Origin of the sequence: Lacrimispora sphenoides JCM 1415 (assembly GCF_900105615.1) — a bacterium.
In the GTDB taxonomy this organism is placed as follows: Bacteria; Bacillota; Clostridia; order Lachnospirales; family Lachnospiraceae; genus Lacrimispora; species Lacrimispora sphenoides.
The window spans coordinates 4853930-4875974 of the sequence record NZ_LT630003.1 but is presented as its reverse complement, the minus strand read 5'-3'; the positions used below and the strand labels follow the sequence as shown (position 1 = coordinate 4875974).

Genomic DNA, 22045 nt, shown 5'->3' with positions numbered 1-22045 from the left:
CTTACTCCCTTCTCAATCTTTTTGAGGGAGGATGGTTCCTCCCTCATTCTAAATGATTAGTTATAATCCCCTAACAATTCATCAATATCGCTTACCAGGGTTTTTACCGCCTCTTCGTTTTTCTTTTCATTGGAGAATACAGATGCATATGCATTTCCAAGGGCACTCTTTAAGCCGCTGACACCTGCGAACTTAACGGTTGGACGACAGCCGTCTGCGATTTGCTGTAAAAAGCCTGAATAGTCCTCTCCTGATATATAGTCTGCTTTCTGTCCCTCTGCTGTGGCCGGAATCTTTCCGCTGCTCTGCCAGAACTGCATGTCCTTATCGTGCTCTACAAAAAACTTCAGATAATCAATGGCTGCTGCCTTTTCCGCATCAGTTGCATAGGCGCTGACGGAATAGCCTTCGGTTCCAAGCATGGTTCCCGGATAATCACCAGGCATTTTAAAGGATCCTAGGTTTCCCTTTAAGTCAGGATTATTGGCATAGGCCACACCAAGAGCATTGGGTCCGGTAAGGAACATGCTTGTATATCCCATAGCAAAATAATTGGCGGCAGTCGGATAATCCACCTCAGTAATTCCTGTCGGTACAATGCCCTCTGCATTCATGTTGGTCCATCTTGAAAATGCATCCATGAATTTCTGGTCTTCTGTAATATCAGTGATCCATTTTCCGTTCTCTTCTTTCACACATTCAATCCCGTTTGACCATAAGTATGCCATGAAACGGCTCTGACCGGAGGAATTATTGGAGCCAACCATGTCAAATCCCCATTCGTCCATCTGCCCATGATTATTGGTATCCTTTGTAAGGGCTTTTGCTGCAGATGTAAACTCTTCCCATGTTTTAGGAATTTCTAATCCGGCTTCCTTAAACCTGTCTGCACGATAGATCACGGCCAGCGGCTGGACAGCAACAGGAAAATATGACATCTCATCTCCCAGCATACAGGAGTCCACAACGCCGTTGGCAAATTTAGCTTTTAAATCTTCTGGCACAAGTCCGTTGATATCAGCTGTCAGTCCAAGATCATGAAGAGTGGCAACTGCATCTGCTGATGTAAAGAAAATGGTGGGCACATCCTTTGGCGTAGCTGCCATAGCCGACAACTTTGTGTAAATATCATTGGTGCTGACAGCCTGTACATCAATGATCACATTGGGATGCAGGGCCATATACTCATCTGCATACTGATAGATGAATTTTCCGTGAGGATCCTCTCCCGCATAGCCATCAAAAATGGTAAGTAAAACTGTCTCGCCTTCCGTTCCTTTTTCTGCGGCACTTGTCTGTGCTTGTTCCGTCTCCTTTGCCACCATTGTTTCATTCTGGCTCTTTCCGCTGCAGCCTGTCACCAGGGACATTGCCATTACAGCTGAAAAAAATAATGCAAGAACTCTTTTCTTCATAACTGATCCCTCCATAAATTATTTTTGCCTATTTTTTAGCTGCTTTCATCATATCTTATTCCCTTTGTTTATTCTGTATAGATTTTAGTCAATAATCACCATTTTTTAATTACACTTTTAAAATCCTTCCAGTTCTTCTTTTCACTCATTAAAAAAAGACTGTAATTGCTTACAGCCTTTTAATCTCTTCTTTATTCCTTTTAAACAACTCATGGATCGCTTTCCTGTACTGCAGGGGAGATGTTTCCATAACCGCTTTAAACTGCCTCAAAAATGTATTCACACTGTCATATCCACATTTTGCAGCAACGGCAGTAACGCTCTCATTGGTGTTTTCAAGCAGCTTTGCAGCCTCACATACCCTGACAATGTTGATATATTTTATCAGCGTCTTTCCAAAATACTTATTAAACTCCCTGCTGATGGTAGCCGGATGGAGATAAAAAAGTTCACTTAAAATCTTTAAGTCCAGATTCTCCTGATAATGCCTGTCGATATATTCCTTAATTGCAATCATTCTCAGATTCATTTCGGATCGTTCGCTTTCCGTCCGCTCCAATCCAAATGCCCGAAACAGCAATACAGTAATTTCTGTGATGATCGACCTCTCTATCATGGACCGGAACGGCTGATGGATCTCCTGTTCCTCATACAATTCCTTTATAAGGCCGGTCACACGGTTGAATATCTGTTCATCCACATGCTTATAATGCTCCTGGAACGCCTGTTGGCTAGGAGTAAAAAACACCTTTTTTAAGTCTTCCCCAAGGTTTAAGCTTTCATAATAGGAGGGACGGACCGAAAGTCCATACCGCAGGAAGGGAAGGCCCAAAAGCCTTCTCTGATGATGCTCCTGTCCTCCGATGACCATGATGTCACCCTTTTCCAGAAGATATTTCTTTCCGACTACGTAATATTCCGCAGATCCCTCTTCCACAAACAAAAGCTCACTAGCTGTATGAATATGGTGCATCCCATTCTTTTCGTATTCACAGGATCTGGAGACATTATAATTATCTTCACTTAAGGCCCGGAAATGATCCGGTTCCCAGTAGTCATTGATCTTGATTTCCATATCCCCTCCTGCTGATGCTTAACCGGGAAAAACAACCTCCAGATACCGTTTTAGGGCATCCTGCCAGGAAGGCAGGGGCAGAAAGCCGTTTTCTTCCAGCTTATCCTTATTCATACGGCTGTTGGCCGGCCGTTTTGCCTTTGCCGGATACTGATCCGAGCCGACAGGCTCCACTTTTACATCCATACCTGCCTGTCTAAAGATTTCACAGGCAAACTCATACCAGGTGCACTCTCCTTCGTTAGTAGCATGATAACGGCCGTATTTCTCCGTTTCTATCATGTCTGCCAAAAGGCGGGCCAGATCATAAGTATAGGTAGGAGAACCTGTCTGGTCAGCTACCACCGTTAATTTATCATGAGTCTTTCCCAGGTTCAGCATGGTCTTAATAAAATTCTTTCCATTCACTCCAAATACCCAGGCAATCCTTACGATAAAATATTTAGCGAGGTTTTCTTCTACTGCCAGTTCTCCTTCATATTTCGTCTGTCCGTAGACATTTAACGGCGCCCTCTCGTCATCAGGCTCCCAGGGACGGGTACCCTGGCCGTTAAACACATAATCCGTGCTGATGTACATCATCTTAATATCCAGTTCCCGGCACACCCCGGCAATGTACTCCGTTCCCTTTGCGTTTACATTCCGGCACAACTCCTCATTATCTTCCGCCGCATCCACAGCCGTATAGGCGGCACAGTGGATGACCGCATCAGGAGCGGCTGCCTTAATGACCCGGTTTACGCTGTCCTTATCTGTGATGTCCATCTCATCGATGTCCACACCGACCGCCTCATGCCCCCGTTTATTCAGTTCATTTACTACATCAAATCCAAGCTGGCCCTTTACGCCAGTAACAAATACTTTCATAGATGCCTCTTTTCTAAACGGAAATTTGGTTTACCTGACGGCTCCCAATGGATAGATTTCCTGATGGAAGGCGGCACAATCCGCCTTCCATCAGGAAATCATTCAGGAAATTATAAACGCTTACCGTACATATTATCAAAATAATTCTGATATTCCCCATTGATGATATGCTTCCACCAGTCCTCATTGTCTAAGTACCACTGAATGGTCTGACGGATTCCGGAATCAAAGTTATATTGAGGCTTCCAGCTAAGCTCGTTTTCCAGCTTCTTCGGGTCAATGGCATAACGTCTGTCATGGCCAGGACGGTCGGTTACGAACTTGATTAAGCTCTCCGGTTTATCAAGAGCCTTAAGTATGGTCTTAACCACTTCTAAGTTGGTGCGCTCGTTGTGTCCGCCTACATTGTAGACCTCACCTGCTTTTCCCTTGTGAATGATCAGATCAATGGCTTCGCAGTGATCGGAAACATGGAGCCAGTCTCTTACATTTTCCCCTGTTCCATATACCGGAAGCTCTTCATCTGCCAGGGCACGGCTGATAATAAGAGGAATCAGCTTTTCCGGGAAATGATACGGTCCATAGTTATTGGAGCATCTGGAAATGGTCACTGGAAGACCAAACGTCCTCTGGTATGCCTGAACAAAAAGGTCTGCGCTGGCTTTTGAGGAGGAATAAGGGCTTGAGGTATGAAGCGGGGTTTCCTCTGTGAAGAATAAGTCCGGGCGGTCAAGAGGCAGATCACCGTATACTTCATCAGTAGAAACCTGATGATAACGCTTGATTCCATAAGTGCGGCAGGCATCAAGAAGAGTCGTGGTTCCCATTACATTCGTTCTTACAAATGCCTCCGGGTCTGTAATGGAACGGTCCACATGGCTCTCTGCCGCAAAGTTTACCACTACATCGGGTTTTTCCTTCTCAAAGAGATCAAAAATAAAACTTCTGTCTGCAATATCCCCTTTTACAAATTTATAATTAGGTTTATCCTCAACAGGCTTCAAGGTCTCTAAATTTCCTGCATAGGTCAAAAGGTCCAGATTGATGATCTGATAATCCGGGTACTTATTCACCATGTGATGTACAAAATTTCCACCGATAAAACCGGCTCCTCCGGTAACGATAATTTTCATTTATATGCTCCTCCTTTTTATTGGCACAGCGCAGCCTAAAGCCGTCGCCAGGTAAATCAAATTTCCTTAACCGTGTAACTTGTCAATGTATTTACCGGCAAGGACATCCATCAGATATTGTCCGTACTGGTTCTTTTTCAAAGGTTCAATGTTCTCCAACAGCTGATCCTTTGTAATCCAATGATTTAAATAAGCGATTTCCTCCAGACATGCGATCTTCCTGTGCTGGTGTGTCTCCATGGTGCGTACAAAATCCGTGGCATCTGCCAGAGATTCATGAGTCCCTGTATCAAGCCAGGTAAAGCCCTGGCCTAAAAGCTCCACATCAAGCATTCCTTCTTCCAGGTAAATACGGTTTAAATCCGTGATTTCCAGTTCACCCCTGGCCGATGGCTTCAAGTTCTTTGCATATTCCACAACCTTATTATCATAGAAATAAAGTCCGGTCACACAGTAATTGCTCTTTGGCTTTGCCGGCTTTTCTTCAATTGATATTGCCTTTCCGTCAGAATCGAATTCCACGATTCCAAATCGCTCCGGATCATCTACATAATAGCCGAATACAGTAGCCCCATCCTTTTTGTTAGCCGCATTTAACAGTCGTTTGTTAAGTCCATGTCCTGCGAAAATATTATCTCCAAGGATCATGGCCACGCTGTCGTCTCCAATGAATTCCTCTCCAATGATAAATGCCTGTGCAAGACCATCTGGGGAAGGCTGGACCGCATAAGATAAGCGGATGCCAAATTGTCCTCCATCTCCTAAAAGTGCTTCAAAACGCGGCGTGTCATCAGGCGTTGAGATGATCAGGATATCCCTGATACCTGCGTTCATTAGAACGGACAGGGGATAATATATCATCGGCTTGTCATAAATAGGCAGTAACTGTTTGGAAGTTACCATGGTCAGCGGGTAAAGTCTGGTGCCGGAGCCTCCGGCAAGTATAATTCCCTTCATTTCTTTCTCCTCCGTATCTATTTGTGATACCATCATACAGGGTGACGTAAGGTTACTGTCAAGTCCTTTTCCATTAATATTTCTTTACTTTCTGCAGATAAATGCCCCGGCCCGTTTTGTAATATGGATAAAACCCTTCTTTTCCATCTTTTTCTTTAAAAATTCCCGGAATTCCTCATATCGGTCACTTAAATATTCTTGTTGGTTTCCATGACAGGAAAGTATATACTCCATAAGAGCGCCCGGGTCACTGACTTCCAGATAATCCATATACTCCCTCTTTTCCACAGAATGAAAATGACCTTTTAAAATCTCTTCCCCATTCTCAAGCCCAAAGACATCATACAGATTCACTTCGGATAGAGCAATTCTGGAATCGAATTCTTTAACCAGCTGGCTGATCTCCTTCATATGATCCGAGCCGTAAGTGCTGCAGTAAAAAACGCCCTCAGGTTTTAGGACTCTCTGCACCTGATCCAATGCCCCCTCTAAATTCGTTAAATAAAACAGTACATGATTGGCGGTCACAATATGAAAGCTACTATCAGGCTTTGGGATCTGACGGCAGTCAAACACTTCAAAGGAAAAGGAGCCGGGAACGTTTTTTAAACTTTCTTCCACATCCCGGATCATCCCTTCTGAAAGGTCAGACAGGCAGATCTTCGTATCCGCCGGCAGCCTGTTCCAGTTTGCACGCCACAGTTCCCCATTGCCGCATCCCAGCTCCAGAACACTTTTTCCATCCAAAGGTTCCATTAGATCATACAGCCACTGAAACCACCCAGTAGGATTCTTCGTATACTTTTTGTGAAGCCCGATCCGAATGTTTATGTTGGCCGCATCCTTATATTGCTCCACAAGGGACCGTTCCATATTGGTAATATGGATTAAGTGAAGAATTTTATTCCAGTCCACAGACTGATTATCCGTCACCAGTTTTGACGTCTCCGTTAGGGTCTGCTCCACAAGCTTTAAGTGTTCGATCCTCTTTCTGATTAGATTTAATTGAAGCCGAAGAGAACCTTCCACATAATCATTGTCATTGTCATTGATGGTAATGGAGCGGATTTCATCTAAGGAAAAGCCCAGGTACTTTAAGGAAAGAATTTTTTGAAGCTTAGCAAAATCAGAATCCGTATAGAGCCGGTATCCTCCCTCACTCATTCCGGAAGGTTTTAATAGTCCCTGCTTATCGTAATACCGGACGGTGCGAATGGAAACATTGGCCTTTTTGGCGAACTGACCCGAGGTATAATATGGGTTCACCGGCATGCCACCTCCTTTTTCCTAAATTATCATATATGTATTATATAGGGTGACGTATGGTCATGGTCAAGGGGATTTTTAAAGATCGTGTAAAAATACTCAAAACCTGTCCAATTCCTACTGCTGCGGTTGATTACATATAAATACAGAACGTGTGTAAGTCTTATAATCTGACCTACACACGTTCTGTATTAATCCCGTCTATTATTATTCTCCATAGTTTCCGTAATACTTCCCATAATATTTCCCGTAATAATTTCCGTAATAAGCATCATGCTCCATATCTATCTTATTTAATACCACTCCTAAAATACGGCATTCACTTTTTTCCAGCTGTTCTTTTACTCTTTGCAGCATTTTATAACTTATCACCGCGCTTTCCACGACAATGATTGCACCATCCACATATCTTGCAATCAGGGCCGCATCGATTACACTCCCAAGAGGAGGAGCATCGACAATGATGTAGTCATAATTATCCCGTTGTTCTTCCAGAAGTTTTGCAAACAAGGGCCCTCCAAGAAGTTCCGTAGGGTTAGGAGAAACAGGTCCTGCAAGGATTATATCCATGTTCTTGATATCTGTCTGGCAGATTACCTCTTCCATCGATCTCTGGCCTGTCATATAATGGGTCAGTCCATATGTATTACCATCTACCTTATAGCGGCCTGCAATAACAGATTTTCTGATATCTGCATCTACAAATAATACCCGGTTATCCGCCGCCGCAAAAGAACTGGCAAGCTGAAATGAAATAGAGGTTTTTCCTTCATTGGGAGTGGAACTGGTAAGGGTCAATACTTTTATATCCTTACCTGAAAAAAGAATATTTGTTCTTAATGTTTTAAATGCTTCATTTGCTTTAAAATCAAGCTTATCCTTTCTGCGGAATGAAACTTTTCTCATTTCACCATACCTCCTCTCCCAGAGTTCCTCTTTCGTCTTTTCTTCTGCATGGAACCATTCTCTTCAAACAATGGAATAGCAGCCAGCGTGTTCAGCCCCAGGTACTTTTCTACATCCTCGGGAGTTTTAACCGTATCATTCATAATAAATAACACCAGTATGATTAATGCAGACAGAAATACACCTGCAAAGCCGCCCAATAAAGAACTTTTTGTAACACTTGGCCTGGTTTTTTCTGTCGGCAGATATCCTTCCTCCACGATATTCGGCGGAACAGAATCCATGATTTGTGCCATTCTGGCAGATGCTACCTTTGCTACATCATCCGCAATGCTTTTAGCCATATAAGGGTCTGAATCCTCTACTGATATAGTAAGAATCCTGGTATCTGTAGGGTTTTCTACCTTAATTTTTTTCACAAGCTGTTCATGAGACATATTTAAATCCAGATCTGAAATGACCTGGTTCGTAACCGGCCTGCTGGTCACCAGCACCTTATAATCCTTTGTAAGCTGAGTCCCCAGCTGCAGATCCGTCAGAGAAGTCAGTGTAGTGGTTTTATTAACTATATAGAGCATGGTGGAAGAGGTAAAAACCGGTTCCAAAACCATTGCTGTAAATAAGCCGAAGGAAACTGCTCCTAAAATGCCTGTCAATAGAACAATCCATATTTTCCGTTTTAAAACATAAAATAACTCTATTAAATCTATCTCAATCTCATCGTCCTGATTGGTTCCCATAACTTTCTCCTCAGTTAAATAATGATATCATTCAACACGGCAATTCCATTCTGGTACAATATCTTTTGCCCTACCTGGGAATCGCAATTGTGTATCACCCATTCGGCACCCTTTTTTATATCCGGCTGCCGGTACACCATGCCATGACTGTCTGTAGCAAGGAAATGAACCAGACCTGACTTGCATAGCTTCTTTATATAAGCTGTTTTTTTATTTAATATGTCTCCCTTTAAACTGGAAGCATTAACCTGGAAGTATGCTCCTGATTCCTGCAGGTCACGAATCCGCTCCATCCTTTTGTACAGGCAAAGATAGCGCTCAATGTGAGCCAGAATCGGAATATATCCCTTTGCAGATAATTTTCTCACTGCACGGTATAGTTCCTCATATGGAACAGTAGGCAAAAATTCGACCAGAATATAACTTGATCCAGACATAGTCCAAATTTCTCCAGCTTCCAGCCGTTCTGCGAGGCTCTCTGAATACATGAGCTCACACCCTAAATAGAGCTCCATTTCATGGCCAAATTCTGTATTTTTTAATCGGCTTTTCAATTCATCAAAAGTAGCTTTTATGCTTTCTGCTTTCAGCGAAGTAATATTCGCCGTCACATGAGGGGTACAGATTATCCGTCTGACATTCTGATCGTACTCTTCCTTCAAAGCAGCCAGGCTTTCCTCTATATTCTTTGCACCGTCGTCCACTCCAGGTATCAAATGACAATGTATATCAAAATAATAATTCTGCTCCAAGCTATCTGCCTTCCTTCCATGCTCTTACAGCAGCTAGAACCATCCAGGCCAACAGTACTCCAATCCCACAAGTAACTGCACCGGCCCTCCATATTCCACTTTTGTAAATTTCAAAAAATGAATTCATATAGGGAGGATTGACTTCTCCCCAACGGGCTGAAATAACCATATTGCTTCCAGTAAACACCAAAAACCCAAGAATACTTCCGAGCATCAACCCCTTTGCTCCCAGAGAAAAGCCCCGGTATTTGTAATGATGAAGAAAAACAAGGATTCCCTGTGCCGCTGCCATTAAAAGTAATGAGATGGGCAAAATAAGAACAGCTGTTTTTGTATAATCTACCTTCAGCTGTGACCACCACGAGACAAACGGCCATTTCAATAAAGCCGTGTATTTCTCGTCAAGGCGATCCATTAGAAGAACAAGCCCAGCTTCCGCTTCTTTTGTCATAGTCACAGACTGCCCTTTTAAATATTCCTCAATATCAGCCTTCAAAGGTTCAATCAAAATAGACGTATCAGCTTTATAGATTCCCTTATTCAAATCATTTTCCACCTGCTGCCTGGCTGCTATAACCACCTTTTCGTAGGTCAGAGATTGGTCCATGACGCTATTCGGAATATTTAGTAGTGAAAATGAAATGGAAGTATCCTTCTTAAGTTCATTATGGACAAACGTATAATACCCTGTATCCGCTAATTTACTGAGAATGGCATTTTTCTGAAATGCTCCAAACCAGGCTCCGCCTATTAGGCATAATATTAAAGACAGAGCCGCAATGGCAGCTGTCAGAATATATTTTAAAATCCTGCGCAGCTTACGATGACTGTGGCTGATTAATAATTTCTTATGTAATGATACAACAAGTACCAGCGCGATTGCAAATGCAGCTGCTGCTACGCAGCCCCACATGATTCCGTATCGGACCTTAAGTTGCTGCATCCTTGCATCTGTATCTTTATTTAAGTATTCATAAGTCTGGGGAGGTGCCTTGTCTACAAGTTCAAGAATTGATATTACAGAGGAGGACTTCTCCGTTTCCGGCTCCTTTTTATTCTCTTGTTGTAATGTGCCAGATTCGCCTTCCGATTCGGCCTTTGAGCCTTCGCTTTCTTGTATTCCTGCAGTTTCTGGTTCCTTTTGACTTTCTTCTGATTTTTGTTTTTCAGCTTTCTTTGTAGGCGTAATGCTTTCCTGCTGTCCTGCTTTACCTTCAGAAGGAGGCTGCGAAGGTTCTGCTTCCGGAGCGGTAGTTCTTCCTACCTCTACTAAATAACCGCTTTCCACTCCGGTCTGTACATTGGCATATATTTCTGAAATTGCTGCCTGGGCTTGTTCCGCAGATAATTCTACATCATCCTGAGCCAGATAGTTTGTTACCGAATTAATGTATTCCGGTTTGACCGCATAAATAATTCCGTCTTTCTCAAATTGTCCACTTACTGCGGATATGACAGACTGCTCGTTTGCATTAACGGATCCTGCATACGCAGTCTGGGCTATGCCGGCACTAATGATAAATGCTATTCCACCAATTATCCATCTTTTATATAATCTCATGCCGCTCTCCATATTTAAAATAGGGCGGTTCCTATGAGAGCCACCCTAAAAAGGAATAAAACTTTTTTTATTATTTAACAGAAATAGTGTAATCTGTCTGCTGTCCGCCACTTAACGTAACTGTTACTTTGTAAGATTTTTCAACTCCACTCAGTAAAGTATCAGGGGTAAGGCCTGCACTTATAGCTGCTGCCTTAATTTTATCCTTGATGTTGTCGTTAGCGGTAATTGCGGTTCCTCCAAATGTAACACCTTCCACACCATCTGTAGCAAGAATTCCTGATAATACGTCTTCTGCTTCGCCTAATACTTCTTTTAATGTGGTCTCTGTTTGATCAGCTTTAACTGTAATATTAACTTTTTGTCCAGTTATTGTAGTAGAAACGAATTCATTCTGCTTATTAGCTGCTACTGCATCTTCAACAGCCTTCTGTACGTTATCTTTTACATTATCAACGACTGGTCCACTATTACTGCTGCCACCTGAACGGGAATATCCACCCCCACCAACAATTACATTAGTCTGGTTTCCATTACTTCCAAAGGTCTGAGATGCACCTACGGACGGTTTTCCGTTTGTAGTTCCATTCTCGGTAAAGTTATATTCCACTTTCCCAATCTTCATACTACCAGAAAAAAGTGAGCCGTCAGCATTCATGTAATACACATTGTCATTAACTTTGATCAGACCTGTCTGCATAATACCATTGTATGCAAAGAAATACCACTTACCATCAGTATCCTTTAACCAGCCCTTCTGTGCATTGCCATTGGCATCAAAATGATACCACTTGCCATCCTCCTGAAACCACTTGTTTGCCTGCCAGCTTCCGTCCTGGTTCTGATATCTCCATTCGGAACCAGACTGAACCCATGCAGCAGATGCTGGCAATGCACTGCCAACAGTGATTGCTGCGGCTAATGCTGCTACCACTAGCTTTTTCATCTTCATAATGTTTCTCCTTTCACTATCCTACCTTCAATTTTGTTACAAATTAAATTGATGTGTATATTTTAACTCTATTTATGTAAAAATGCAAGGTTTATACGTCTATAACATCTGTTCAATGTATGTTTTAAGCATTTTTTATCGATAATGCTGATTTTATATAATTATATTTGCATTTTTTCGGTGTATATTTATATAAAAAACCCCTAGAATATGAATAAAGGTTCAATTTAAAAATGAAAATAAAGGAACAATCTGTAAAAAATCCACTATTTACTATACTTTCCCTTACACTTCTTTATATTTTAATATATTATGTGTTTTTTTGTAACTTTTATTTTCATAATAAACATCGCTATTTCTCTTTAAGATATTTACTGAATCTGCGTAAAAGTTTCACAGAAACAAAGAATAGATATCCTATAACCGTTCCTATTACATTCATTAAAACATCGTCTACCTGCATATGACCACGTTGGGAAAGAAATTGAGCATACTCTAGGCTAACCGAAAAGAAAAATCCTAACGGAATACAGCAAAAAATATTTTCCGCAGGTTTAAGAACGCTTGGAAGAAGAACTCCGAATGGGATCATCATCAAAATATTTTCAATAACATAAGCCTTACTACGAACACTACCTTGCCACGTTTCTCCCAAAATCAAGCTAACCGTATTTCTTGAGCCTGGAAGGCGGGAAAAATAGGACTGTTGAAGCAATGTATATATGTATGCTATAAATAACCCCAAGCAAATTACCTTTATTGGAAATATGAGCAGACTTTTTCTGAACTGGTACCATAATTCGTTTATTAGTATAAGAACCACAATCAGTATTGCACCATATAACAGCCCTTTTGGTAAGTATAAAAGCGGTTCTATTATATCTTGTGCTATAATTTTATATAATATTTTATTTATCATTGTTTTATTCGTAACCGTCAAGTATGTTCTTTTATGGTCTTTCCCCTTTGTTTGTATCATAATGCAGATTCTAGGTATGTCAAGAAGAGCAGCCTTCTGACAATCTGGAAAACTTAATAATCAAGACAGTCCATTCAGAATCTGGATGTGTACTATTTATCTAAACTACAGTTTTCTTTAAAATCGTTCTTTATAATAGCTGCCAAGTTGTCAATCTCCTTACGGAGATCGGTATAGTCACACCAGGCACAGAAATGTTTAAATCCTGTAGATTCCCTAAGCATGGTTTATTACCTTACAGACCATTGCCAGTAATTCTTTCGGGGTGTTTTCATTAATGGAAATAAGATGGTAAGCTGAGTAGCAAAGTTTTACGCAGCCGCCTCATTCAGCTCGGAATTCTCATTTACTGGCAGAGGTCTAGGAACCAGAGCTTTCAACCCCGCTGGGGCATTCTTTTCTCAACGGGTCAGCCAATTCTCACTTTTCATGGACCATCACACCTGCGTAAAATTGCACTTATCTTTTTACCGCCTTAATTGGACATACTTTCAAGCACATATAACACCTTATGCATTTTGCTTCATCCACCTGAGGATACTCAAATCCCTCCTCATCTTCTACCATAGATATAGCAGATTTTGGGCAGATGTCTGGTCCTCTGTCAAGATTAAGTACAAGTTAAAATGAGAAATTAATCTCTCATCTCAACCTACAAGTAAAATTCCATCAGCCAGGCTCTTTTGATACAGCCTTTCAAAGTCATTTGGCGGCATGTCGTCACAGTGACTGTGAATCCTTTTAGTATTGTAGAAAGCTTCCAAATATTCGAATACGAGTTGATAGGCATGCCTGAAACTTTGTATTTCAAACCGGTTCAGCCATTCTCTTTTTATCATTGAATGGAAAGACTCAATGCAGGCATTGTCCCATAGAAAAGCCTTTTTAGAATAACTACACTGCATTTTTTCAGTTGCTTTCCTGTACTGTTTAGAAACATACTGACTTCCATGGTCGCTATGCATGATCAATGGTAAATCCATGCTTCTTCTTGCTTTTGCTCTATTTATAGTTTCAATTACATAGGATACTTCCAGTGTTTTTGATAACGTCCAGACAATGATTTTCCTGGAAAATAAATCTATCATGCTGGTCAGATTGACAAATCCATCTATCGTCAATATATAAGTGATATCGCTGCACCATACGGCATTGGGCCTGTCAGGATTGAAGTTTTCATCAAGGATATTTTTCAAGGAATGACTAAAGTCAGAATCTTTGGTTGTGATCGTATAGGGCTTTACCCATTTGGCTTTTATCCCCATTTCCTTCATATACTTGCTCATGGTTCTTTCGGAGATGATTTCACCGCTTTTGCGAAGTTCCATGGTTATTTTAGGAGCTCCATAATTCTGCTTCGATTCATCATGGATTATTTGTATTTTATCCTGAATTGCTTCCTTACGTTTTTTCTGGTACGATGGCAAACGTTTTAGCCATGCATGATATCCCGACCTTGATATGCCTAAGATTTTGAGCATTCCGGAGACAGAGACAGGGCGCATATCTTCTTCTGATTTCTCTGCCTTTTGAATAACTTCGATGTAGATAGCCTCCGTTAATTTCCCAGAATGCCGATGGCTTTTTTTAAGATATCAAGCGCATCCCTGGTATCGCTGAGTTCCCGTTTTAATCTGGCGATTTCTTTTTCTTCATCAGAAGAGTAATTGCCCGAACCACGGAATTCGATATCACCAGAATCTTTCAGCTCCATTTTCCAACGGGACAAGCTCTGCTGGCTGATTCCTAAGTTGCTGGCACAGCCAACCAGCCCAAGGTCTTTATGATCCTGATATTACTGGACTGCATCGAGTTTGAATTGTTTGTCGTACTGTTCTGCCATAATGAGATCCTCCTTCATCTGGTGCCCCTATTGTACCACGAATTATTTATTTAGGAATTTCTCATTTTGACTTGTACTATTTATATTCTAACACCACTTTGGTTAGTATCTTATCGGGTGGGATTCACACCCACTAAATGATATGTAAATGATATTATAAAAGTGTACCACTTCAACACTATTTGACACTGAATTAGTTTACCACCTTGAAATAAATTCCTGTAAGATTGAGAAGTACAAAAATCTTACAAGGAGATGAAAGAAAGGTGATTATTGAAGTGGATTTATACTCCCAAATCCGCACTCTCCATACGGAGGGTGAATCCCAGCGGTCTATTGCCAAACGTCTAGGCATTTCCAGACAGACCGTCAAAAAGTATTGCGAAGGCAGTACACATCCAAATGTGCGCAAATCTTACACCCGCACAAACAACGTCATTACAAATGACATCAAAAGCTTTATCATTGCCTGCATAAAGCAGGACATGGAAGAAAAGCTGTCCAAACAACAGCATACTGCCAAACGAATATATGACCGGCTTGTTGTAGAAAAAAACTTTACTGGTTCCTACTCTACAGTTCGGGAAGTAGTACGAAATCTACGGGCTGAACATCTTGTCCCTCCCCAGGCCGATATCCCATTGGAATACGATGCAGGCGATGCCATTCAAATCGACTGGGGTGAAGCCACCATCTATCTGGATGGTAAGAAAACAAAAATCAACTTCTTCTGCGGAAGGCTCTGCTACAGCTGCGACATTTTTGTACAGGCATTTTATTCACAGAATCTGGAGTCCTTTCTGGAAGCCCAGCAGAGAATGTTTGATTATTTCAAGGGCATTCCTAAAAGGCTCATCTTTGACAATGCCAAGGTAGCTGTAAGTGACGGTTTTGGTCTGCATGCCAGAGCTACGAAAGGGTATAGGTCATTTGCCGCCCACTATGCTTTCCAAACAGATTTCTGTAACATTGCCAGTGGTAATGAAAAAGGTCTGGTAGAAAATCTGGTGGGTTATGCCCGCCGAAATTTCATGGTGCCGGTTCCAAGAGTCGCTAACCTTGCAGAGTTGAATGAACATCTTATCAAGGATTGTCTGAATTATCGGAACGCTCACAAGGTAGATTCACGCTCCTGCACCGTAAAGGAAGCTTATGAGGAAGAATGGTACTATTTAAAGCAGATCCCAGCTTACCGCTACGATACCAGCCGTATTGCTACTCCAACAGTTGGAGATTATTCAACCCTCCGGTTTGATAAGAATGATTACTCGGTCCCTGTCCGCTATCTACGTAAACAGATGACTGTAAAAGGCTATGCCAATGAGGTATGTATCTTCCATGAGGGGGAGTTGGCTTCAACCTTTTGTCGGCTCTATGGATCCGGTAAAATAGAATACCGTTTGGAGCATTACATCGACCTTCTGGAAAGAAAGCCACGCGCTGTATTTCAGGCAAAGCCTGTCAGACGAAATGTGACCAAGGAACTGCTCGACTGGGGAAGACTGCTTCCGGGCGGCAATAAGGAGATGGTAAAGCTCCTGCGTCTATGCGTTGACTATGGCGAAGAAAGAATCCTTTCCATCAGGGAACAGCTTCCAAAAAACATCGTGCCGTCCGTGGATATGATACGGAGCCAGCTCCATGAGAACCCAGAATCAAATATCGTATATCTAAGTAATGAAATTCCGGTTACTCAGATGGATCTCACCAAATACGATGAGAAATGTGGGGTGGCTATACATTGAAAGAATTGCAGGTACAAACCATTGAAATGTATTCTAAGCAGTTGCGGACACCGATGTTCAACAATTACGCCGATGTTATACGACAGTTAGATAAGAATCAGGGCTATGAGTATTTCCTCATACAGTTGATGAAACTGGAACTGGATTCCAGACAGGAAAGCACTCGCAAACGAAAAATAAAAGTGGCTTCTTTCCCTTATATAAAGACCATGGATGAACTGGATCTTTCCCGCTTCGAACACATGGACGAAGCATTTTTAAAAGAACTTGCCTCCTGCGACTTTGTTACAAAGAAACAGAATATCGTAATGATAGGCAATCCTGGAACCGGCAAGACCCACCTGTCCATAGGGCTTGGCGTGAAGGCCTGTATGCAGGGCATGAATGTAAAGTTCTATACAGCAGCTAATCTTTCCAATGAGCTCATTGAAGCTCAGGACAATCATCGGTTGGTTCGATTGGAAAAACAGATATCCAAAGCTGAATTACTTATTATTGATGAGCTGAGCTATCTGACCTTTAACCGGCATCAGTCAGAGCTACTATTCAAAGTCGTGGCAGACCGTGCAGAGCGGAAAAGTGTCATCGTTTCAACAAATCTACGGTTCTCCGAATGGACTACCATGTTTGAAAACCAGACCATGGTAACTGCATTAATTGACAGGCTTACTTTTCGGTCACATGTATTAAATATGAATTCGGATAATCCTTACCGTGCAGAACATGCCGCTGTGGTATCAGAAAACGGGAAGGAGGAATCTGTTCATGAATAACCTACCATACAACCAGTTGTATATCAAATACCAAGAGGCGCTTGAAACCATTTTTGATCAGCAGATGGAGATCAAAGAACTGTAACAGGAAATCGATGATTACTGCCAGGCACTTGATGAATTGACAGATGTCGTTGTTACAATGTAATAACATATGGGGAATGCTCCAGGGTATTCCCCTTTATCAGAAGCAAAGTGGTAAACTCTTTCACTGTCAAATGGTAAACTTTTTCAGTGTCACGAGTGGTAAACTTTTTGAATGTCAAAATCGTTGGAATGGTAAACTAATTCGGTATCAACCTGGTAAACTTTCAAAATGTCAGGTGGTAAATATTTTCATTGACATTCACAATGATATGTCCTTAATCTGGACGCACTGACAGACACATTTTTTTATCTTCTATGTTGACTACATTGGAAGCGCCCCTTATTTTTTGCTGCTTCTGTGCTTTCTACCTGTTAACCAACGTTACTTTGTAAGTTCACAATCGCTAGCTGGTTTCTTGTTTCTTATTTCTTCCATGAAATGTTTTTATTAAGAACTTTATTGATTCCACCAATCAAAAGATTGTGCTCGTCAAACTTTTGTGTAACGGGGTATTAAATTTCATTCCAAAATCATGAAGAATTCCCCCCCCGTGCAATTATTTGAAACCAAAGATAGATTTGTATTCCTAAGCGATTTACATTTTTTGCTTAATCGAACTTTTCTCATCTTTTCATAAAATGATTTAATTTTCATCATCTTTGTATCTTCTCCTTTATCACACTAACTATATTTTATCACCTAATGTCAAAAGTTCACCTTCCACCTGCGATATGAACAACCTCACCATCTATCATCTTACCTGCATCACTTACCAGTAATTTAGCAAGAGTAGCTACCTCATCAGGCATGACTAATCTACCTAATTCATTTTCACTTGAAGATATACTATCTCCTTCTTTTACACCAATCAAACTAGTAGCTGTAGATCCCGGTGCAATAGAATTTACATTAATACCATAAGGTACAAACATTTTTGCAAGCCCCTCTGTCAACCCTTTTAATCCCCATTTCGAAATGCCATAAGGAGACCATGCTGGTTCAGAACCTCTTGAAGAAGAAACTAGTAAAATACTTCCTCTTATCTTATTCGACTTCATATACTTACCAACTGACTGGCATGCAAAAAATACTCCTTTAAGATTAATATCCATTACCCTATTGAATTCATCGGAATTCATTGTCCAGAAATCCACCTTTTCAGTATGGACTCCTGCCGAACTGATAAATACATCTAATTTCCCATGTCGAGCAACTACTTCCTTAATAACAGTATCAAAGGATTCCGTTTTATAGTAATTCATAACAATGGCATCTAATCCTGTTTCCATTTTAAGAGACTCAAGTTTCTTTTCGTTTGTTCCTGCAATTACAACAGTCCCCCCCGCTTCCTGTAATGACTTTGCAATTGCAAGTCCAATTCCACCAGAACCGCCAGAGATTAAAGCTACTTTACCATCGAATTCTTTATTCTCTTGAACCAGATGTGAAATTGGCAGATATTCTCTTCGTAAAAATATTTTTTTTAATCTCAATTTTATTCCCATAATATTTTACTCCATTGTATCGTTTTGAAATGCTCTTTTTGCTTTATAATCTCCATACTTAATGAAAAATACAGGGAATATCGTCTTTAATAAAATTTTGATTTTATCAGAAACTGAAATAGTACTATTTTTCATTACTTTTGGCATATAAACTCTCATTTCACTTTTAGCTTCTATGTATTCATTTTTATATTCTTTCACTGCAGATGCAGAATAAATATAATCAGCTAAATGAAAATAATTGGTCCATATATGCCAATTTAATGCATCTTCAATTGATTTCGAGTTTACTTTCAAGCTCTTTTTGATATAGAGAATATTATTCATTGAATTAATACCATTTTGTACTTCTTTAAGTGTACATCCACTATTAGGATTATTTAGCCTATAATTATATACTTTTCGATGCCCAACCGCCATCTTATTGGAATATTGTGCCGCCATAGCGGAAAAATAAAGTCCTTCGCCAAACCAAGGAACAGAAAATGAAAGATTATTTTCCTTTACTATTTTCATACTATATAATTTATTCCATGGACCAACTGGAATATAAAAAGTATTAATTATACTGGCTACTGCATCTGACTTATTCATCACTCTAATACTATCAAAATTATTCTGTTCTCTATTTCTCGTAGTGAATATTGCATCTGTTGTTGACATTTCACATCCATTGTCTTCTGCAATCCTAACCAAATATTCAATACAGTCTAATTCCATCCAGTCATCCCCATCTGCAAACATTAAATATTCACCAGAAGCTTTTTCTAACCCCTTATTTCTAGCATCGCAACAGCCACCATTTTCTTTATGAATGACCAAAAATCTATTATCTTTTTTTGCATAATTATCCGCTATTTCACCGCTAGTATCAGGTGAACCATCATCCACTAGAATTATTTCAATATTTTTGTATGTCTGATTCATAATAGAATCCAATAGTTTTGTTAAAAATTTTTCTGATTTATATAATGGAATTACAATTGATACTTTCTTCATTTTTTTACCTTCTTTACTTTATCTATAATTCTAAATAGCAATGGCTTCCATGTCTTTTGGAACAGTACAATTATTACAAATGCAATCAATATCTGACAAATCTGCCCAACTAAATTGTCTACAAACATAAGAGCACCAGAAAGCCAAAGCGCAACTGTTCCAATACAAAAATCCCTTGTAAGAACTTTATACTTCAAATATTTCCTTGTGTGGAAAACCCTAAATGAGAATATACCAATATAACTTACACATGTTGCTATCGCTGCACCATATACTCCGATTAATGGTATTAGCAGGAAATTCAATATTATATTAAGCATTGCGCCAAAAGAGCCTGATAACAAAAACCCCATACTATCTTTATGTATCATATAACTTGTTGATAAAAATGTGCCAAGTGTTATATATACTATACCAACGATTAAAAACGGAGTATATTTCCAAGCTTCAAAATACTCATCTGCAACATATACATTTAAAAAAGGTTTAATTATCGACATCATGCATATTCCAATAATCATAATGGCTGATATAAGGTTAGCAAACACTTTATTGCTATACTCCGTTTCATCTTTAGATCCTTCTTCTTTGATTGCGGAATAGCCCCATGCTTGATTAAAAATACCGGTAAATGTGTTAATAAGTGTCGGCACCTTATACGAAATTGCGTACACTCCATTTGCCGCCACGCCTATCATGCTTGTAACCATAATGTGATCTGAAGAATTTATTATCCACCACATAAACGAATTCGGTATAAGGACAACTGAATACTTGATCATCTCTATCATCTTTACTTTATCTATTTTTGCAAAAATAGCTTTGTATCCTTTTCCGATTATAAAAGCATATACCGCTATTAATGTATTTGCCAATGTGTATGCTAGAAGATAACCAGTAATCCCCAATTTAAAAATGACAAGAAAACAAATATTAAACAGTGCAATAAGGGCTGTATTTGCAATATTCCCAATACAATACTTAACTAATTCCTCTTTCCCTCTTAAATCACATAAAAACAATTGACTTGCAGCTAAACTTATCACATAAAGGTAAATAATCGTCTCAAGCCCATCAACTTTATCCCATAATCTACAGATGGGAATTAGAATTAATCCTACAACCATACTAACTAATAGAATTACCATGCCTATTTTAGTAATTTTATCTTTATCAGCATCTTTATCCATATTGAATCTCATCACGGATTCTATAATATTAAGTGTAATGATAGGAATTGTGACAGTTGGAATTGTAGCAACTAAATCGACAATTCCATATTCAGCTGTACATAATGAACTTGTATATAATGGGATAAGAAAAAAAGAAATAATTTTCGTCGCAAAATTACCTATGGTAAAAATTGCAGTATTCTTCAATAAGTATTTTGATCTACTCTCTTTCATAACTAAATTTGCTCTTTCAGGTATTTGTATGATTTTTCCTTTTCCATGGCAATAACACTTTCTATAGTATCAGTTTCTTTTTTTAAGCCATAAATCTTATCCAAATCACTTATATCTTGTGCCCGATGATTCTTTACACCTAATCTTTCAACTAAATCTTGAAGTTTATTTCTATTACCATCTCGGACAAGTATTGCAAATCTTTCAGTATACTTTATAGAAAAAATTGCTCCATGAAAAGTATCAGTAATAACAAAATCGGCTTGACTAAATGCTTCTAAAAGTTTAAACGGCTTCAAATACAACTGTTCCTTTAACCATGATTGATATGCACCTGCTGCTACAATTCTCAATCCTTTTTTCTTGCAGAATTCTTTGATATAAGAAATCTCCCTCGGATCTGAAATTCTATCCTGATATGCATAAATCAAGCATATATTATTATATTTACCTTTAGAAGTAGAACTAATAGATAAATCCTTCGAAAAATCATATACTAGTGTTGGATCGAGACTATAGTTACACTGTCGATATCCAAAAGCATTAACGAAATCCATTGTGTTTTTATCTCGTACAGAAATTGCATTAAGATTTCTTAGTGCACATTTAATCTTTTCTTTCTTATCATCTGTCAATTGTTCAAAAGATGTCTGCCCACAAGAAGCAGCATATGTAATGACTTTTTTTGCATTTGTAACCTTACCAAACAATTGCATTGAAAAACCCCAACTAGATTTTTGATTACAGTTAAATACTTCATCGCTACCAATGACACAAACATCATACTCCTTCAAATTATTAGTCTCATTAAGTTCAAGCACATCAATCTGAAATTCTTTTATCTTTTTTCGTTGTAAATGGTTAGCAAGTCTATGATACAAATACATCAAATTGCATCTCATATTATCGTTACTATAATCTATTTCTGGTATGCTATCACCATCTCCTTGTATATCAATAAAATCAACTTCATGTCCCAGATTTTGCAGTAAACGTCTGAGAGCATATGCCTGTAGAACCGAACCATAATTTACTATACTTTGCATTGATAATATACATATCTTCACTTTATAATACTCCTTG

21 protein-coding genes are annotated in these 22045 nt (G+C 39.6%); 2 read left to right on the top strand and 19 right to left on the bottom strand.

The window, feature by feature from the left end; translation table 11 throughout:
• Positions 1-56: 56 nt before the first annotated feature.
• From BMX69_RS22010 to BMX69_RS24850, 15 genes are all read right to left on the bottom strand, one after another.
• Positions 57-1415 carry an ABC transporter substrate-binding protein gene (locus BMX69_RS22010; RefSeq protein ID WP_100043533.1) on the bottom strand — a complete coding sequence of 453 codons (1359 nt, stop codon included), beginning with the start codon at positions 1413-1415 and terminating at the stop codon, positions 57-59.
• Between the two features lie 169 nt (positions 1416-1584).
• Entirely contained in the window at positions 1585-2490 is a 906-nt protein-coding gene (locus BMX69_RS22005; RefSeq protein WP_100043532.1) for a helix-turn-helix transcriptional regulator, read from the bottom strand.
• 18 nt (positions 2491-2508) lie between these two features.
• Positions 2509-3357, bottom strand: coding sequence for a dTDP-4-dehydrorhamnose reductase (gene rfbD / locus BMX69_RS22000; RefSeq protein ID WP_054790767.1), 849 nt, complete (start codon positions 3355-3357; stop codon positions 2509-2511).
• Positions 3358-3467: 110 nt separating this feature from the next.
• On the bottom strand, positions 3468-4490 hold the full coding sequence (gene rfbB, locus BMX69_RS21995; protein ID WP_054790766.1) for a dTDP-glucose 4,6-dehydratase: 1023 nt from the start codon (positions 4488-4490) through the stop codon (positions 3468-3470).
• Between the two features lie 66 nt (positions 4491-4556).
• Entirely contained in the window at positions 4557-5447 is an 891-nt protein-coding gene (gene rfbA / locus BMX69_RS21990; protein WP_054790765.1) for a glucose-1-phosphate thymidylyltransferase RfbA, read from the bottom strand.
• Positions 5448-5531: 84 nt separating this feature from the next.
• Positions 5532-6719 carry a MerR family transcriptional regulator gene (locus tag BMX69_RS21985; protein ID WP_100043531.1) on the bottom strand — a complete coding sequence of 396 codons (1188 nt, stop codon included), beginning with the start codon at positions 6717-6719 and terminating at the stop codon, positions 5532-5534.
• A 201-nt stretch (positions 6720-6920) separates the two neighbouring features.
• Positions 6921-7619, bottom strand: a complete 699-nt coding sequence (locus BMX69_RS21980; RefSeq protein ID WP_025231159.1) for a polysaccharide biosynthesis tyrosine autokinase — start codon at positions 7617-7619, stop codon at positions 6921-6923.
• Positions 7616-8359, bottom strand: coding sequence for a YveK family protein (locus tag BMX69_RS21975; protein ID WP_100043530.1), 744 nt, complete (start codon positions 8357-8359; stop codon positions 7616-7618). The genes BMX69_RS21980 and BMX69_RS21975 overlap by 4 nt, the downstream gene beginning before the upstream one ends.
• A gap of 14 nt (positions 8360-8373) precedes the next feature.
• Positions 8374-9111 (bottom strand): CpsB/CapC family capsule biosynthesis tyrosine phosphatase, encoded by a 738-nt coding sequence (locus tag BMX69_RS21970; protein ID WP_100043529.1) that lies wholly within the window; start codon positions 9109-9111, stop codon positions 8374-8376.
• A 1-nt stretch (position 9112) separates the two neighbouring features.
• On the bottom strand, positions 9113-10672 hold the full coding sequence (locus BMX69_RS21965) for a hypothetical protein (RefSeq protein WP_100043528.1): 1560 nt from the start codon (positions 10670-10672) through the stop codon (positions 9113-9115).
• Between the two features lie 70 nt (positions 10673-10742).
• The gene (locus BMX69_RS21960) at positions 10743-11624 is read right to left on the bottom strand and encodes an N-acetylmuramoyl-L-alanine amidase family protein (RefSeq protein ID WP_100043527.1); all 882 of its coding nucleotides are present in this window, start codon (positions 11622-11624) and stop codon (positions 10743-10745) included.
• Between the two features lie 352 nt (positions 11625-11976).
• Positions 11977-12603 (bottom strand): VanZ family protein, encoded by a 627-nt coding sequence (locus BMX69_RS21955; RefSeq protein ID WP_100043526.1) that lies wholly within the window; start codon positions 12601-12603, stop codon positions 11977-11979.
• A gap of 459 nt (positions 12604-13062) precedes the next feature.
• Entirely contained in the window at positions 13063-13194 is a 132-nt protein-coding gene (locus BMX69_RS25160) for a 4Fe-4S dicluster domain-containing protein (protein ID WP_278280742.1), read from the bottom strand.
• A gap of 56 nt (positions 13195-13250) precedes the next feature.
• A complete protein-coding gene (locus tag BMX69_RS21945; protein ID WP_242941450.1) occupies positions 13251-14138 on the bottom strand; it encodes an IS3 family transposase in 888 nt (295 codons plus the stop codon).
• Between the two features lie 23 nt (positions 14139-14161).
• Positions 14162-14317, bottom strand: a complete 156-nt coding sequence (locus BMX69_RS24850) for a hypothetical protein (RefSeq protein WP_242941316.1) — start codon at positions 14315-14317, stop codon at positions 14162-14164.
• Positions 14318-14712: 395 nt separating this feature from the next.
• Here BMX69_RS24850 and istA point away from each other — a divergent pair, with 395 nt between their 5' ends.
• Both istA and istB read left to right on the top strand, forming a co-directional pair.
• On the top strand, positions 14713-16191 hold the full coding sequence (istA, locus tag BMX69_RS21935; RefSeq protein WP_100041379.1) for an IS21 family transposase: 1479 nt from the start codon (positions 14713-14715) through the stop codon (positions 16189-16191).
• Positions 16188-16964 (top strand): IS21-like element helper ATPase IstB, encoded by a 777-nt coding sequence (istB, locus tag BMX69_RS21930; protein ID WP_054792194.1) that lies wholly within the window; start codon positions 16188-16190, stop codon positions 16962-16964. Before istA ends, istB begins: the two co-directional genes overlap by 4 nt.
• Before the next feature lie 801 nt (positions 16965-17765).
• Here the strand turns inward: istB and BMX69_RS21925 are convergent.
• The 4 genes from BMX69_RS21925 to BMX69_RS21910 are packed head-to-tail and all read right to left on the bottom strand — an operon-like array spanning position 17766 to position 22029.
• The gene (locus BMX69_RS21925; RefSeq protein WP_100043523.1) at positions 17766-18557 is read right to left on the bottom strand and encodes an SDR family NAD(P)-dependent oxidoreductase; all 792 of its coding nucleotides are present in this window, start codon (positions 18555-18557) and stop codon (positions 17766-17768) included.
• 6 nt (positions 18558-18563) lie between these two features.
• Complete coding sequence (locus BMX69_RS21920) at positions 18564-19556, bottom strand: glycosyltransferase family 2 protein (protein ID WP_100043522.1); 993 nt, start codon at positions 19554-19556, stop codon at positions 18564-18566.
• On the bottom strand, positions 19553-20962 hold the full coding sequence (locus tag BMX69_RS21915) for an oligosaccharide flippase family protein (protein ID WP_100043521.1): 1410 nt from the start codon (positions 20960-20962) through the stop codon (positions 19553-19555). The genes BMX69_RS21920 and BMX69_RS21915 overlap by 4 nt, the downstream gene beginning before the upstream one ends.
• A gap of 2 nt (positions 20963-20964) precedes the next feature.
• Complete coding sequence (locus BMX69_RS21910; RefSeq protein WP_147297043.1) at positions 20965-22029, bottom strand: polysaccharide pyruvyl transferase family protein; 1065 nt, start codon at positions 22027-22029, stop codon at positions 20965-20967.
• Positions 22030-22045 lie beyond the last annotated feature (16 nt).